Source organism: Methylobacterium marchantiae, from assembly GCF_042679825.1.
Classification (GTDB): Bacteria; Pseudomonadota; Alphaproteobacteria; order Rhizobiales; family Beijerinckiaceae; genus Methylobacterium; species Methylobacterium marchantiae.
In genome coordinates this window covers 136,785-151,716 of sequence record NZ_JBHTND010000002.1, presented here as the reverse complement: position 1 = coordinate 151,716, position 14,932 = coordinate 136,785, and the positions used below count along the sequence as shown (strand labels likewise).

Here is a 14,932-nt window from a genome sequence, read left to right as displayed (position 1 = left end):
GGAACGTCGCGAAGCGCCCGATCTCAGGCTCCCGCGGCGCGGGGGCGCTCTCCGAAGATCGCGGTGCCGACGCGGATATGGGTGGCGCCCATCTGGATCGCGGCCGGGTAGTCGGCGCTCATGCCCATGGAGAGGATGGGCAGGTTGTGGCGCTCGGCGATGCGGGCGAGCAGGGCGAAATGGGCCGAAGGCGGGGCCTCGGCCGGCGGGATGCACATCAGCCCGTTGATCGCGAGCCCGTGGGTCTCGCGGCATTCGCTGAGCAGAACGTCCACCTGAGAGGGCGAAACCCCGGCCTTCTGCGGCTCGTCGCCGGTATTGACCTGGACGAGCAGCTTCGGCGTCCGGCCCGTCCGCTCGATCTCCTTGGCCAGGGCCGCGGCCAGCGATAGCCGGTCGAGGGCGTGGATCACGTCGAACAATTCCACTGCCTCGCGGGCCTTGTTGGACTGGAGCGGTCCGACGAGATGAAGCTCCACATCCGGAAAGCGCTCGCGGAGCGCCGGCCATTTCGCCTTCGATTCCTGAACGTAATTCTCGCCGAAAACCCGATGCCCAGCCTCCAATGCGGGCACGATCCCGTCCGCAGCGATGAGCTTCGAGACGGCCACCAGCGAGATCGTCGCCGGGTCCCGCTCGAAATCATGCGCGGCCTGGACGATCGTCTCACGCACGGCCTTCAATCCGGCGACGACGTCGGCAGCATCCGGATGGGCGTATCTCGGCGGGGTGGTGTCGGGCATGGTGTCTCGTCGGCGAAGGAGGGGTGGCGGTTTGCGCCTGACCTATCACCCGCAACGCAGGCCGCAAGCGCAGGGCTCCGCAGGAAGGGCTCAGTTGACCGGCAAACGTGCCGTGCTAGTCCGGCATCCAATCGATCCGGCGCCGCGTGAGGCGCTTCGCCAGCTCGTCCTGGCCCGCATCCCAGAGTCCATACCATGACCTCCTCCCCCACGCCCGCCCCGGAGCGCTACAACGCCAAGGATGCTGAGCCGCGCTGGCAGGAGGCCTGGGCCGCGCAGGGCATCTACGCGACGCGCAACGACGACGAACGACCGAAATACTACGTGCTGGAGATGTTCCCCTATCCGTCGGGGCGGATTCATATGGGCCATGTCCGCAACTACGCCATGGGCGACGTGGTGGCCCGCTACAAGCGCGCCAAGGGCTTCGCCGTGCTTCACCCGATGGGCTGGGACGCGTTCGGCCTGCCGGCCGAGAACGCCGCCATGGAGCGCAAGGTCAACCCGCGCGAATGGACCTACGCCAACATCGCCACCATGCGTGGCCAGTTGCAGAGCATGGGCCTGTCCCTCGACTGGAGTCGGGAGATCGCCACCTGCGACCCCGATTATTATAAGCACCAGCAACGGATGTTCCTCGACTTCCTCGCCAAGGGCCTCGTCACCCGCCGCACGGCCAAGGTGAACTGGGACCCTGTGGACCACACGGTGCTGGCCAACGAGCAGGTCATCGACGGGCGTGGCTGGCGCTCGGGCGCGCTGGTGGAGCAGCGCGAGCTGACGCAATGGTTCTTCAAGATCACCGACTTCGCCCAGGACCTCTACGACGCGCTCGACGGGTTGGAGCGCTGGCCCGAGAAGGTCCGGGTGATGCAGAAGAACTGGATCGGCCGCTCGGAGGGGCTGGAAGTCCGGTTCGCTCTCGATGGCGCGAGTGGTGATGCCTCCGAGGTCAAGGTCTACACCACCCGCCCCGACACGCTGTTCGGCGCAAAATTCCTGGCCATCGCCGCCGATCATCCGATCGCGGCCTCGGTCGCTGCCACCCGTCCCGAGCTGCAGACCTTCATCGAGGAATGCCGCCGCACGGGCACTGCCCAAGCGGCCATCGACACGGCGGAGAAACTCGGCTTCGACACGGGCCTGCGGGCGCGCCACCCTCTCGACCCGTCCTGGCTGCTGCCGGTCTACGTCGCGAACTTCGTGCTGATGGAATACGGCACCGGCGCCGTGTTCGGCTGCCCGGCTCACGACCAGCGCGATCTCGACTTCTCCAATAAATACGGCCTCGGCAACACTCCCGTGGTCTGCCCGGAGGACCTGGATGCGGCGAGCTTCGTCATCACCGACACCGCCTATGACGGCGACGGGCGGATGATCAATTCGAGCTTCCTCGACGACATGACGACGGACGAAGCCTTCCACGCCGTCGCCAACCGGCTGGAGGGCGAAATTCTCGATGGCGAACCCGTGGCGCAGCGCAAAGTCCAGTTCCGCCTGCGCGACTGGGGTGTCTCGCGTCAGCGCTATTGGGGCTGTCCCATTCCGATCATCCATTGCGAGGCCTGCGGCCCGGTGCCGGTGCCCGTCTCTGACCTGCCGGTGAAGCTGCCCGACGAGGTCTCGTTCGACACCCCCGGCAATCCGCTGGAACGTGACCACGCCTGGCGCAACGTACCCTGCCCGCAATGCGGTGCTCCGGCGCGGCGCGAGACCGACACGATGGACACCTTCGTCGATTCGTCTTGGTACTACGCGCGCTTCACCGCGCCCTGGCTGACGGATGCTCCTACTGACCGCGCGGCCGTGGATCATTGGCTGGCGGTGGACCAGTATATCGGCGGTATCGAGCACGCGATCCTGCATTTGCTCTACGCGCGCTTCTTCACCCGCGCCATGCAGGCGACGGGCTGGTCGGGCGTGTCGGAGCCCTTCGCCGGCCTGTTCACGCAGGGCATGGTCGTCCACGAGACCTACAAGGACCAAGCTGGCGCTTGGGTTCAGCCTGCCGATATCCGCATCACTGCCGAGGGTGGCGAGAGGCAGGCGTTTCACGTGAAAACAGACGCGCCGATCTCGATCGGCTCGATCGAGAAGATGTCGAAGTCGAAGAAGAACGTGGTCGATCCCGACGACATCATCGCCAGTTACGGCGCCGATACGGCCCGCTGGTTCATGCTGTCGGATTCGCCGCCGGAGCGTGACGTGATCTGGACGGAGGATGGCGTGCAGGGCGCGGCCCGCTTCGTCCAGCGCGTCTGGAGGCTGGTCTCGCTCGCAGCGGGAGTTTCCACGGGCGAGGGAGCGACTGACGCCGTCCTGCGCAAGGCGGCCCACAAGGCCCTCGCTGCCGTGGAGGAGGATGTGGAGCGTCTGCGCTTCAACCGCTGCGTGGCGCATATCTACACGCTGTCGAATGCCCTCGACGAAGCGCTGCGTGCGGGCTCGGTTTCGCGCTCCGCGGCAATGGAAGCGGCCGGCATCCTCACGCAACTCGTGGCGCCGATGATGCCGCATCTCGCCGAGGAATGCTGGTCGGCCCTCGGCCGCGAGGGACTGGTCGCTCAAGCCGCGTGGCCGGCGGTCGACCGAGCTCTTCTCGTGGAGGACGAGATCACCCTCCCTGTCCAGCTCAACGGCAAGAAGCGCGCCGACGTCACCGTGCCTCGCACGGCCGATACGGCCACGGTGGAAGCCCTCGTCCTTGCCGATGAAGCAGTCCGGAAGGCGCTGGAAGGCCGCTCGCCTCGCAAGGTGATCGTGGTGCCTGGCCGGATCGTGAACCTCGTGGTGTGAGGAACGGGGATGTCTGTGAGAACGACCATCGTCCTGCCGCAGAGGAATCGTAAAGCTTGACGCTTATACGAGTGACGTGAGGGGCGGGATCGCCGTAAACAGCGAGACCGGACGGAGAGCGGTGCTGCGATGATGATGCATGGGTTGAGACGGGCGGTACGGTCTCGTGCGGCGAAGGTCGCGCTGGTTTCGCTCATGGCCGTCAACCTGTCGGCGTGCTTTCGCCCGCTCTATGGCCCGACCGCGTCAGGCGAGCCCATGGCCGCCCTTCTCGCCTCGGTGCAGGTCGACGACGTCTCGACGGCGTCCGGCCAGGAGCGGCTCGGCCATTACTTGCGCAGTGAGCTGATCTTCGATCTCGACGGTTCGGGCCAGCCCTCGCCGAAACGGTACCGCCTGAAGATGCAGGGCAGCGAAGCGGTGCAGACCCCGATCGTGTCTTCGCAGACGGGACGCGCCGAAGCCGGCACTCTGGTCGGTACCATCCGCTTCTCCCTCGAGACGCTGGACGGTACGAAGATCATCAGCGAGGGCGTGGCTGTTGCCACCACGACCTACGATCGTTCGATTCAGCGCTTCGCCTCTCTCCGCGCGGCCCGCGACGCCGAGATCCGTCTGGCCAAGACATTGGCCGACCAGATCAAGACGCGGATCGCTTCCGTGCTGGTGACCAAGCCCTGACCGCCGTCAAGGCCGGCGATATCGAAGCTTTGCTGCGGCGCGGACCTGCGTCGCAGGTCGCGGTGATCCTCGTCTACGGGCCCGATACCGGCCTGGTCTTCGAGCGCGCAAAACGTCTGGCCGAGAGCTTCGTCACCGACCCGTCCGACCCCTTTGCCCTGGTGAAGATCGAAGGCGATGTCCTGGCCTCCGATGTCGGGCGGCTGGTGGACGAGGCCAGTACGGTGGGCCTGTTCGGCGGCCAGCGCAGCATCTGGGTGAGGCCTGGAAGCCGGAACTACGCGCCGGCCGTGGATGCGGCCCTCAAGGCCGAGATCGCCGGTGCCCGCATCGTCGTCGAGGCGGGAGACCTCGCCAAGAGCGCTCCGTTACGGACGTTGTGCGAGAAGTCGACGCGTGCCCTCGCATTGCCTTGCTATGCCGATGACGAACGAACCCTCGCCGACCTCATCGACCGCACGCTTCAGGACAGCGGGCTGCGTATCGCTCGTGAGGCGAGGGACGTCCTGGCGATGAGCCTCGGCGGCGACCGGCGCGCGAGCCTGTCGGAGATCGAGAAACTCGCCCTCTATGCGCAGGGTCAGAGCGAGGTCGGTCTCGACGACGTCGAGGCCGTGGTGAGCGACGTCGCCGGCAGTGTGCTCAACACATTGATCGACGCCGCTTTCGTCGGTCGGAGCGAGGAGGTCGAGCGGGATTACCGCCGGTTCCGGCACGAAGGCATGGACCCTTCTGTGATGCTCGGTTCAGCCCTGCGCCATGCCCTGACGCTCCTCTCGACGCGAGTCGCAGGGGAGGGACAGAGCCCGAGCATGATGGTCGGCAATTGGCGCGGCCTGCATTTTCGCCGCAAGACCATCGTCGAAGCGCAGCTCGGGCGATGGTCTCCGGTCGCCCTGCGCCATGCGGTTCAGCTACTTCAGGAGGCCGTGCTGGCTTGTCGCCGCTCGCAACCCGACCTGGCCCATGCCCATGCTTCGGCGACGCTCCTGCGCATCGCCACGGAGGCCGCTCGCCGACGGGGATGATGCTGGATCGACGTTGCGTCGGCTCAGCTTCCTGCCAGACGCATCGGGAAAGCTCGGCCCGACCCTGTCCGTCGTTGACGACTCGCTCGCAGCGCGCCTAATCACCCCATGTCCCAGACGAGTCCATCTTTCGACGTGGTCGTGGTCGGCGGCGGTCACGCCGGCGTGGAAGCCGCCGCCGCATCCGCGCGCATCGGCGCCCGCACCGCCCTCGTCACACATTCCGCCGCCACGATCGGGGCGATGTCGTGCAACCCAGCCATCGGCGGGCTCGGCAAGGGCCATCTCGTTCGTGAGGTCGACGCGCTCGACGGGCTGATGGGCCGTGCGGCTGACGCAGCTGGAATCCAGTTCCGCCTGCTCAACCGGCGCAAGGGCCCCGCGGTGCGCGGCCCTCGCACCCAGGCCGACCGCAAGCTCTATGCGTGCGCGATGCAGGCGGCCGTGGCCGGGACCGCCAATCTCGTCGTCGTCGAAGGCGAAGTCGCGGATATCCAAGTATACGGGCCACAGGTCCAGGGAGTCGAGGCGGAGAAGCCCTGCATCGCCGGCGTGGTCCTGGCGGACGGCCGGACCATACCCTGCGCGGCCGTCGTGCTGACCACCGGCACGTTCCTGCGCGGGCTCATCCATATGGGTGAGGTGCAGGTTCCGGCCGGGCGCATCGGCGAGGGGCCGTCCATAGGCCTCGCCCAGACCCTGGACCGCCTCGGCTTCACGCTGGGACGCCTCAAGACCGGTACGCCCGCGCGCCTGGACGGCCGCACCATCGACTGGTCCGGTCTCGACATGCAATCGGCGGACGACGATCCCGTGCCGTTCTCCACGCTGACCGATCGGATCACCACAAAGCAGATCCAGTGCGGCATCACCCGCACGACACAGGCCGTACACGATCTGATCCGCGCCAACCTTCACCGCTCACCGATGTATTCCGGCGGGATCAGCAGCCGTGGCCCGCGATACTGTCCGTCGATCGAGGACAAGGTGGTGCGCTTCGGCGATCGCGAGGGGCACCAGATCTTCCTGGAGCCCGAAGGCCTCGACGACCCGACTGTCTACCCCAACGGCATCTCCACGGCGCTTCCCGAAAGTGTTCAGCGCGAGCTGATCGCCCTTATCCCAGGTCTCGAACACGCGGCCATCGTGCGGCCGGGCTATGCCATCGAGTACGATTATGTCGACCCGCGCGAGCTCGACACCACGCTTCAGGCCAAGCGCCTGCCCGGCCTGTTCCTCGCCGGGCAGATCAACGGCACGACCGGCTATGAGGAAGCGGCGGGGCAGGGGATGGTGGCCGGCATCAACGCGGCGCGTCTGGCCGGTGGCTCTCCCTTGTCGAGCTTCGACAGGGCCGAATCCTATCTTGGCGTGATGATCGACGATCTCGTCACGCACGGGGTCAGCGAGCCCTACCGCATGTTCACCTCGCGCTCCGAGTACCGGCTGTCGCTTCGCGTCGACAATGCCGACGAGCGCCTCACCCCGCGCGGAGCTGCGCTCGGTTGCGTCGGCTCGGAACGGGCCGAGCATTTTGCCCGATCGCAGGGCGAACTCGAAGCGGCGCGAGCGCAGCTGGATACACTCAGCCTGACGCCGGCCGCGGCGGCTCGGCAGGGCATCGCTCTCAATCAGGACGGCATCCGTCGCAGCGCCTTCCAGCTCCTGTCTTATCCGGAGATCGGCTGGGATCGGCTCGCCGATGTCTGGCCCGAACTTAGGAGCGTGTCTCCCCGTATCGCCGACCGCCTGCGAACAGACGCGACCTACGCCGTCTATCTCGATCGGCAGAGCGCCGACATCGCCGCCTTCCGGCGCGACGAGGCCGTGGCCTTGCCGATCAGGCTCGACTACGCCGCCATTCCCGGGCTGTCGAACGAGATGCAGGTCAAGCTCGAAGCGGTGCGGCCGGGCACGCTGGGGCAGGCGGCCCGCATCGAAGGCGTCACGCCGGCGGCTCTGACCTTGCTGGCCGCACATGCGCGCCGTGCCGATCGCTCCACCCCGGCTGCCCATCATGGCTGCTAGGCAGGACGATCGCGCGCGAGTCCTGGCGCAGGCGAATGTTTCACGTGAAACGGCCGAGGCGCTGGAGCTCTATGTCGAGCAGTTGAGACGCTGGCAGAGCGTCAAAAACCTTGTCGGTCCTGCCACCCTCGCCGAGGTATGGACGCGCCATATCGCCGATGCTCTGCAACTCCTCGACATCGCACCCGACGCGACCACTTGGCTCGATCTCGGTTCGGGAGCCGGCATTCCCGGTCTCATCCTCGCCATTGCCGGCCGCGACAGGCCGGGGTTTCAGGTCGACCTGATCGAGAGCAATAGCCGCAAATGCGCCTTCCTCACCGAGGCCGCGCGCTTGACCAAGGCCCCCGCGCGTATCTGCAACCGGCGGATCGAGGATGCGATCGGGGACCATGTCGGCGTCGCGGTGGTCTGCGCCCGCGCACTCGCACCCCTCGACCAGTTGCTCGCCTGGACCGAACCGCTGTTGACAACCGGCACCATCGGCCTGTTTCCCAAGGGCCGTGATGCACAGGCGGAATTGACCGATGCAGCGCAACGGTGGAGATTCGTTTACGATCTGTTGCCGAGCCGTACCGAGTCGGAAGCGCGGATCGTCCGCGTCACGACCCTCTCCCGCGTGGATTCATGACCATCGAACCCTCCTCCGCCTCTGAGGCGACGCACGAGCGGCCTCTGCGCATTCTTGCTCTGGCCAATCAGAAGGGCGGCGTCGGCAAGACGACGACGGCGATCAATCTCGGTACGGCCCTCGCCGCCATCGGCGAGCGCGTTCTGGTGATCGACCTCGATCCGCAGGGCAATGCTTCGACCGGGCTCGGGATAGACCGCCGCTCGCGCCGGGTTTCCACCTACCACGTGCTCGCGGGGGATGCCTCTCTCGCCCAGGCCGTAGTGCCCACCGCCGTACCGAGACTGCTGGTCGCTCCTTCGACCATGGATCTCCTTGGTCTCGAACTCGAAATGGCGAGTTCGTCCGACCGCGCTCATCGCCTGCGCAATGTCATGAAGGATATCGGACGGGCCGGTTCCGCGACGGAGGGCGTCACCTACGTCCTGATCGACTGCCCACCCTCGCTGAACCTGCTCACCATCAATGCCCTGGCGGCGGCCGATGCGGTGCTGGTGCCGATGCAATGTGAGTTCTTCGCCCTGGAAGGGTTGAGCCAACTCCTGCGTACGGTGGAACAGGTCCGTGCGGCCCTCAACCCAAGGCTGACGATTCAGGGCGTGGTGCTGACCATGGTCGACCCGCGCAACAACCTTTCGAACCAGGTAGCGGCCGATGTCCGCGGCTTCCTCGGCGACAAGGTCTACGAGACCACGATCCCGCGAAACGTTCGCGTCTCGGAGGCTCCGTCGCACGGAAAGCCGGTGCTGCTCTATGATCTGAAATGCGCCGGCTCGCAGGCCTATCTCCGTTTGGCCTCCGAGGTGATCCAGCGCGAGGGCCGGCTCCCAGTGGCGGCATGATCCTTTGGTTTTCTCGTAGATGCGTAGCGTTTCGGAGTTGAAGCAGGTGGCGATGGCGGATGAAGTGGCGCGGCCCCGGCTCGGGCGCGGGCTCGCGGCCCTGATCGGGGATGTGGGAGACGATAACGGCGATGCGGGCAAGCCGCAGGCACAGCGCAAGGTCGCCGTCGAGTTTCTGCGTCCCAACCCACGCAATCCACGCCGCCGTTTCCACGAGACCGAGCTCGACGAACTCGCCGCCTCGATCAAGTTGCGCGGCATCATTCAGCCCATCGTCGTGCGGGCGCTGGCGGGCGTTCCCGACACCTACGAGATCGTTGCGGGTGAGCGCCGTTGGCGCGCCGCTCAGCGGGCGGGTTTGCATGAAGCCCCCATCGTCGTGGTGGAGATCGACGATCGGACCTCCCTCGAATACGCCATCCTCGAGAACGTCCAGCGCAGCGATCTCAACGCTATCGAGGAAGCCGCCGGCTACGAGCGGCTGATGAGCGAGTTCCGCTACAGCCAGACAGAGCTCGCCGAGATCATCGGCAAGAGCCGCAGCCATCTCGCCAATACCCTGCGCCTGCTGCAGCTTTCCAGCCCGATCCAAGACCGCGTGGTCGCCGGAGAGATCACGGCCGGTCATGCTCGCGCGCTGCTCGCCGTGAGGGATCCCGAAGCCGTGGCCCGCCGCATCGTGGCCGAGGGCCTGTCCGTCCGTGAGGTAGAGGCGCTCGCCTCGGCCGAGGTGCCAGAGGGGGATGCACCGCGCCCCGGCCGTCCTCGGAAGCCCGAGCGAGACGGCCGGGTCCGCAGCCTGGAACAGGCCATGGCGCGAGCCCTCGGCGTCTCCGTCTCCCTCAAGGCCAAGGGCCAGACGGGCGGGGAAATTCGCATCCGTTACGAGACGGCCGAAGAGCTCGACGATCTGTGCCGGCGGTTCAAGATATCGGATGGGGCCTGACGGCTCCGAGCCACCGAACAAACTGGCCGGACGAGCCGGTTCTACTTTCCGATACAGAAGCCCGAAAACAGGCGGTCGAGCATGTCCTCGACCCCCACCTTGCCGGCGACTTCGCCGAGGGCCCGGACGGCGAGGCGTAGGTCCTCGGCCAGGAGTTCGGGGAAAGCAGGGCCGGACAAGACCCGGTCCAGGTGATCGCGACAGCGGGTGAGGCCATCGCGATGGCGCTCCCGGGTCACCAGGGCGTCGCCGCCGCCGAGCGACGCCTCCGCGCGCGCCTCGATGAGACCGAGAAGCCGGTCGATTCCCTCGCCCGTCACTGCGGAGATGGCGATATCGCTGTCTGGAAGAGCACCGAGATCGGACTTCGTCCGCACCGAAACGGTTCGATCCGAAATGAGGGCCGTACTGCCATCGTCCGGCTCATCACCTGCGTGAAGGGCGAGGATCAGGTCCGCTTGGTTCATTCGCTTGCGGGTACGACGGATGCCTTCGGCTTCCACCGGATCGGCTGTGTCGCGCAGGCCCGCCGTATCGACGATGATGACCGGCAATCCGCCGAGATCGCAGCGGATTTCGATGAGGTCGCGGGTGGTGCCCGGAACTTCCGAGACGATGGCGGCATCCCGCTGGCTCAGCGCATTGAGCAAAGTCGATTTGCCGGCATTCGGCGGCCCGGACAGCACCACGACGAATCCCTCCCGCAGGCGTTCCCCGCGCCGGCCATCGGCAAGAACCGCCGCGATCTCGTCACGAACGGCGCGCGCCTTGGACTGGAGGGCGGCATCGAGGGCAGCATCGTCGACGTCCCCTTCATCAGCGAAATCGAGGGCGGCCTCCGCACCAGCTAAAAGGTCAATCAATCGATCGCGCCAATCGGCGACCTTGCGTCCGAGCACGCCGTCGAGCTGACGCAAAGCCTGACGCCGCTGAGCGTCGGTCTCCGCCTCGATGAGATCGGCGGCTCCTTCCACGGCTGTCAGGTCCATGCGCCCGTTCTCGACGGCACGGCGGCTGAAGGCACCGGGTTCGGCGAGACGACAGCCGGGATACGCTGCCAAGGCCGCCATCACGGCGGAGCGCACGGCGAGACCGCCATGGAGATGAAGTTCGGCCATGTCCTCTCCGGTGAACGTGCCCGGTCCAGGCATCCAGGCGACGAGAGCCGAGTCGAGCACCTCACCGGTCGCAGGCTGGCGAAGAGTGCGCAGGGACAGGCGACGGGGCGGGGGGAGGCGCTTGGTCAGGCTCTCGATGAGGGAGCCGGAGGCAGGCCCGCTGATCCGGATGACGGCAACGGCAGCGCGCCCGAATCCACTGGCCGGTGCGAAGATCGTTGTGCCGTCGCTCATCGCGGAAATCCTGCGGGGCGCACCAGCGCGGGATGGGTTTTCTCGTGTTGGATTAGTGTTAGCCGGCGAATAATCTTATTTCCAAAAGAAAACGCCTTTGTTCGACGGGGGCTTGATCCATCCTGAAGTGGCCGCGTCGCCGGGTATGGTAGAAGCCCACTAGGTCACTTTGCGCCACTAGGAGGGGCCGGTCGTCACGGAAGCGGAAGCAACCCGGCGTCAAGGGAACGAACCTCGCTCCATCCGACGGCCCGGCAGGGAGCGTCCGAGACGGAGCGAGGAACGGCGTCAGGTGTTCATGGAGTCGAAGAAGTCGTTGTTGCTCTTCGTCTGGCGCAGCTTGTCCATGAGGAACTCGATCGCGTCGGTGACGCCCATCGGGTTGAGGATGCGGCGCAGCACGTAGGTCTTCTTGAGCGAATCCGGCGGGACCAGCAGTTCTTCCTTACGGGTGCCCGAGCGGGTGATGTCGATGGCCGGGAAGATGCGCTTGTCCGAGACCTTGCGGTCGAGGATGATCTCGGAGTTACCGGTGCCCTTGAATTCCTCGAAGATCACCTCGTCCATGCGCGAGCCGGTATCGATGAGTGCGGTGGCGATGATCGAGAGCGAACCGCCCTCTTCGATGTTGCGGGCGGCACCGAAGAAGCGCTTCGGGCGCTGCAGGGCGTTGGCATCGACACCGCCGGTGAGCACCTTGCCGGAGGACGGCACGACGGTGTTGTACGCGCGGCCGAGGCGAGTGATCGAATCGAGCAGGATGACCACGTCGCGGCCGTGCTCCACGAGGCGCTTGGCCTTCTCGATCACCATCTCGGCGACCTGGACGTGACGGGTGGCCGGCTCGTCGAAGGTGGAGGCGATGACCTCGCCCTTCACCGAGCGGATCATGTCGGTGACTTCCTCGGGCCGCTCGTCGATAAGCAGCACGATGAGGTAGCATTCCGGGTGGTTGATGGTGATCGACTGCGCGATGTTCTGCATCAGCACGGTCTTGCCGGTGCGCGGCGGCGCCACGATCAGCGCGCGCTGACCCTTGCCGATGGGGGCGACGATGTCGATGATCCGCGGCGAGAAATCCTTCTTCGGCGGAGCATCGAGTTCGAGCTTGAAGCGCTTCGTCGGGAAGAGCGGCGTCAGGTTGTCGAAATGGACCTTGTGCTTGATCTTCTCCGGATTCTCGAAGTTGATCGTGTTGACCTTGAGCAGGGCGAAATAGCGCTCGCCGTCTTTCGGGCCGCGGATCGGTCCCTCGACGGTGTCGCCGGTGCGCAGGCCGAAACGGCGGATCTGGGTGGGCGAAATGTAGATGTCGTCGGGGCCCGGCAGGTAGTTCGATTCCGATGAGCGCAGGAAGCCGAACCCGTCCTGCAGCACTTCCACAGTGCCGGCGCCGATGATCTCGACCTCCTTGGCAGCGAGCTGCTTCAGGATAGAGAACATCAACTCCTGCTTGCGCATGGTGGAGGCGTTCTCGACCTCGACCTCCTCGGCGAAGGCGATCAGATCTGTGGGTGTCTTGGACTTGAGGTCCTGGAGCTTGACCTCGCGGTGCTGGCTCAGATCGGCGGCGACCAGCCCCATCTCTGCCGGCGGTTCCACGGGAGTGAGCGAATCGTTCTGTGACGTCATGGGAGAATTGGAACCGACGATGGACGAGGGTTGATCGGGCTGGACAGTCGGAGGAGCGCCGGATGCCTTGTCGGCACCTTTGGTCGGAACGTCGGTAAAGACCGGTTCCGCGCATCGTCTATGGGGAGCCTGGGGCTCCCGGATGCAACACGGCGTAAAAGGAGGGAATTTTCCTTATCGCGATTCCGCATTCGGCTCAAGTCCCCGCCAGGCGCGAATTCGCGCATGGCGCGAGCCGGGAACGATTGCTCCGCGATCTCACGCCGGTCGGCCCATGACGACGAGAGCGATGATTGGAGGGTATGCGCCTCGGCAGATCGATCGCCGCGACCGGCCCGTCTTCGCGTCGTCCGCACAGTGGCGTTTCAGGCCGGCCTCAGCGCCGCCTCAGGCGGACATAGAGGGCGCCTGCGCCGCCATGATGGCGCGCCGCCTCCTCGAAGCCGAGGACGACACCGCGGAGCTCCGGCGAACGCAGCCAATGCGGAACGCTTCGGCGCAGGACGCCGCGCTCGGAGAAGGCGTCGTCATAGCCCGCCCCGCCGCCCTTGCCCGTGACGACGAGGACATGGGCGTGGCCCGCAGAGCGGCAGCGCATCAGGAAGCCGACCAGGGCGCCGTGCGCTTCGGTCTGGTACATTCCGTGAAGGTCGATCCGCGCTTCCACCTTGAGCGATCCGCGCCGTAGGGCGAGGCGCGCCTTGCGTTCGAGGCCGGGCAGGGACGGGGCCGTGACGACCATCGCCGGTGCCGCCACCGGCGATGGCGGCGGTGCCGGCTTCAGGATGCGTTTCGCCGCGGCCTTGAGCGGCACGGGGGGCTTTGCAGCCACCGGCGCCGCGGCCTTGGTGGTGGCGGCCTTGGCGGTGGGATTCTGCGTATCCGCCTTCGTCTTCGAAGACGGGGGAGTGCCGGTCGGTACCGCCTTGGCCTTCGGCACGGCACGTCCGCGCAACGGCGTGATCAGCCGCGCGATCTCGCTCCAGAGGAACGCGTCCTCGCCCGACAATCCGCGGGGCCTGCGCGGCATCCTCATGGAGCACCAGCCGCGGCGGGCGAGCCGGAAGGGGACGTACGCGGCTTCGGCAGCAGGACTACGAAGCCCACCGGATCGCGCAGGTTGCCGGCGGCGATCCCCGCCGCCTCGCCGGTGCCGAGATAGAGGTCGCCCCGTGCCGGGCCGACGATGGCCGAGCCGGTATCGGCGGCGACCACGAGACGCCCGGCGGCGTCCTCTCCGGCGATCCGTCCTTCGAGCCAGAACGGCGTTCCGTAGCGCCACAGGCTGGAATCGACAGCGAGGCTGCGGCCGGGGGTCAGCGGGATGCCGGCCGCGCCCGGAGGGCCGAGGCTCGGGTCCTCCACTTCGGCGAGGCGGAAGAAGATGTAGGAGGCGTTGGCGCGCATCAGCGGTTTGGCGAGCTCGGGATTGGCGCGGAGCCAGCCGGTCCAGCGCGGGAGCGTCAGTCCTTCGAGGGGGAGGTGTCCCGCTTGGACGATGAGCTTGGCCACCGAGGTGTAGGGCCTGCCGTTGCGGCCGTCATAGAGCACGCGGACCGCACGCCCGTCCGGCAGGCGGACCCGGCCGGATCCCTGGACCTGGAGCACGAACAGGTCGACCGGGTCGCGCAGGTAGACGAGGGGCCGGGCGCGCTCCCCGATTCCGCCATCCTCGATGGTCGCACGATCGGGATAGGGCTCGAACCCGGTCCGCGTGGCCCGTGCCGCCCGCAAGGCCGGGTCGAGGCCGGGCCGCGTCTCGCCGGGGCCGAGGCTGACGAGGTCGTCGGGTCGGGCGAGGGCAGGGGTGGAAAAACCCGGACCGGCGGAGAGGTCACCGGTGAGTTCCGGCTCGAAATAGCCGGTGAGGAAGCCCGTCCGTCGCGGCGGACCGCCCGCCTCGCCCGGCCTGACGATGCGGTAGGCATCGAAGTTCCGCACGAAGAAGCTCCCGGCCTCCTGGGGCTTGGCCGAGGCCGCGCGGGCGCAGGCTGCGGCGAGGTCCTCCGCTGAGCCGGTGACGGTGGGGGCGATCTCGACCGGAGGGGCGGCGCAGGTGCGGCGGAACGCATCGAGGGCAGCGGCCGCTTCCGTGCCGGGAAAGCCTTGCAGAGCCTCGAGGTCCACGGGCTCGAGAACCGCTCCGCCGACGCGAAGCGGCCCGGCCGCGACAGCGACCGGGCCGGGAAGGAGCGCTCCGACGAGAGCGAGGGCGGCGAGAGATGCGATCGTCCGATACCAGAAACCGGTCAC

At 66.9% G+C, this 14,932-nt stretch carries 12 protein-coding genes; 7 read left to right on the top strand and 5 right to left on the bottom strand.

The window, feature by feature from the left end; all coding sequences use genetic code 11:
• Positions 1-23 precede the first annotated feature (23 nt).
• Positions 24-743, bottom strand: coding sequence for a YggS family pyridoxal phosphate-dependent enzyme (locus ACFQ4G_RS02145; protein ID WP_238203201.1), 720 nt, complete (start codon positions 741-743; stop codon positions 24-26).
• Positions 744-938: 195 nt separating this feature from the next.
• Here ACFQ4G_RS02145 and leuS point away from each other — a divergent pair, with 195 nt between their 5' ends.
• From leuS to ACFQ4G_RS02110, 7 genes are all read left to right on the top strand, one after another.
• Positions 939-3,539, top strand: a complete 2,601-nt coding sequence (gene leuS, locus ACFQ4G_RS02140) for a leucine--tRNA ligase (RefSeq protein WP_238203199.1) — start codon at positions 939-941, stop codon at positions 3,537-3,539.
• A gap of 129 nt (positions 3,540-3,668) precedes the next feature.
• Positions 3,669-4,220 (top strand): LPS assembly lipoprotein LptE, encoded by a 552-nt coding sequence (lptE, locus tag ACFQ4G_RS02135; protein WP_238203190.1) that lies wholly within the window; start codon positions 3,669-3,671, stop codon positions 4,218-4,220.
• The gene (gene holA / locus ACFQ4G_RS02130) at positions 4,217-5,248 is read left to right on the top strand and encodes a DNA polymerase III subunit delta (RefSeq protein ID WP_238203369.1); all 1,032 of its coding nucleotides are present in this window, start codon (positions 4,217-4,219) and stop codon (positions 5,246-5,248) included. The genes lptE and holA overlap by 4 nt, the downstream gene beginning before the upstream one ends.
• 108 nt (positions 5,249-5,356) lie before the next feature.
• A complete protein-coding gene (gene mnmG / locus ACFQ4G_RS02125) occupies positions 5,357-7,276 on the top strand; it encodes a tRNA uridine-5-carboxymethylaminomethyl(34) synthesis enzyme MnmG (RefSeq protein WP_238203188.1) in 1,920 nt (639 codons plus the stop codon).
• Complete coding sequence (rsmG, locus tag ACFQ4G_RS02120) at positions 7,266-7,907, top strand: 16S rRNA (guanine(527)-N(7))-methyltransferase RsmG (protein ID WP_238203186.1); 642 nt, start codon at positions 7,266-7,268, stop codon at positions 7,905-7,907. The genes mnmG and rsmG overlap by 11 nt, the downstream gene beginning before the upstream one ends.
• A complete protein-coding gene (locus ACFQ4G_RS02115; RefSeq protein WP_238203185.1) occupies positions 7,904-8,749 on the top strand; it encodes a ParA family protein in 846 nt (281 codons plus the stop codon). The genes rsmG and ACFQ4G_RS02115 overlap by 4 nt, the downstream gene beginning before the upstream one ends.
• Before the next feature lie 52 nt (positions 8,750-8,801).
• The gene (locus ACFQ4G_RS02110; protein ID WP_238203367.1) at positions 8,802-9,695 is read left to right on the top strand and encodes a ParB/RepB/Spo0J family partition protein; all 894 of its coding nucleotides are present in this window, start codon (positions 8,802-8,804) and stop codon (positions 9,693-9,695) included.
• A gap of 41 nt (positions 9,696-9,736) precedes the next feature.
• On the opposite strand, the gene mnmE is transcribed toward ACFQ4G_RS02110, so the two are convergent.
• From mnmE to mltA, 4 genes are all read right to left on the bottom strand, one after another.
• The gene (gene mnmE, locus ACFQ4G_RS02105; protein WP_238203182.1) at positions 9,737-11,047 is read right to left on the bottom strand and encodes a tRNA uridine-5-carboxymethylaminomethyl(34) synthesis GTPase MnmE; all 1,311 of its coding nucleotides are present in this window, start codon (positions 11,045-11,047) and stop codon (positions 9,737-9,739) included.
• 288 nt (positions 11,048-11,335) lie between these two features.
• Positions 11,336-12,679 carry a transcription termination factor Rho gene (gene rho, locus ACFQ4G_RS02100; RefSeq protein ID WP_238203180.1) on the bottom strand — a complete coding sequence of 448 codons (1,344 nt, stop codon included), beginning with the start codon at positions 12,677-12,679 and terminating at the stop codon, positions 11,336-11,338.
• A gap of 376 nt (positions 12,680-13,055) precedes the next feature.
• On the bottom strand, positions 13,056-13,715 hold the full coding sequence (locus tag ACFQ4G_RS02095) for a Smr/MutS family protein (protein WP_238203178.1): 660 nt from the start codon (positions 13,713-13,715) through the stop codon (positions 13,056-13,058).
• Entirely contained in the window at positions 13,712-14,932 is a 1,221-nt protein-coding gene (gene mltA / locus ACFQ4G_RS02090) for a murein transglycosylase A (protein WP_238203176.1), read from the bottom strand. The genes ACFQ4G_RS02095 and mltA overlap by 4 nt, the downstream gene beginning before the upstream one ends.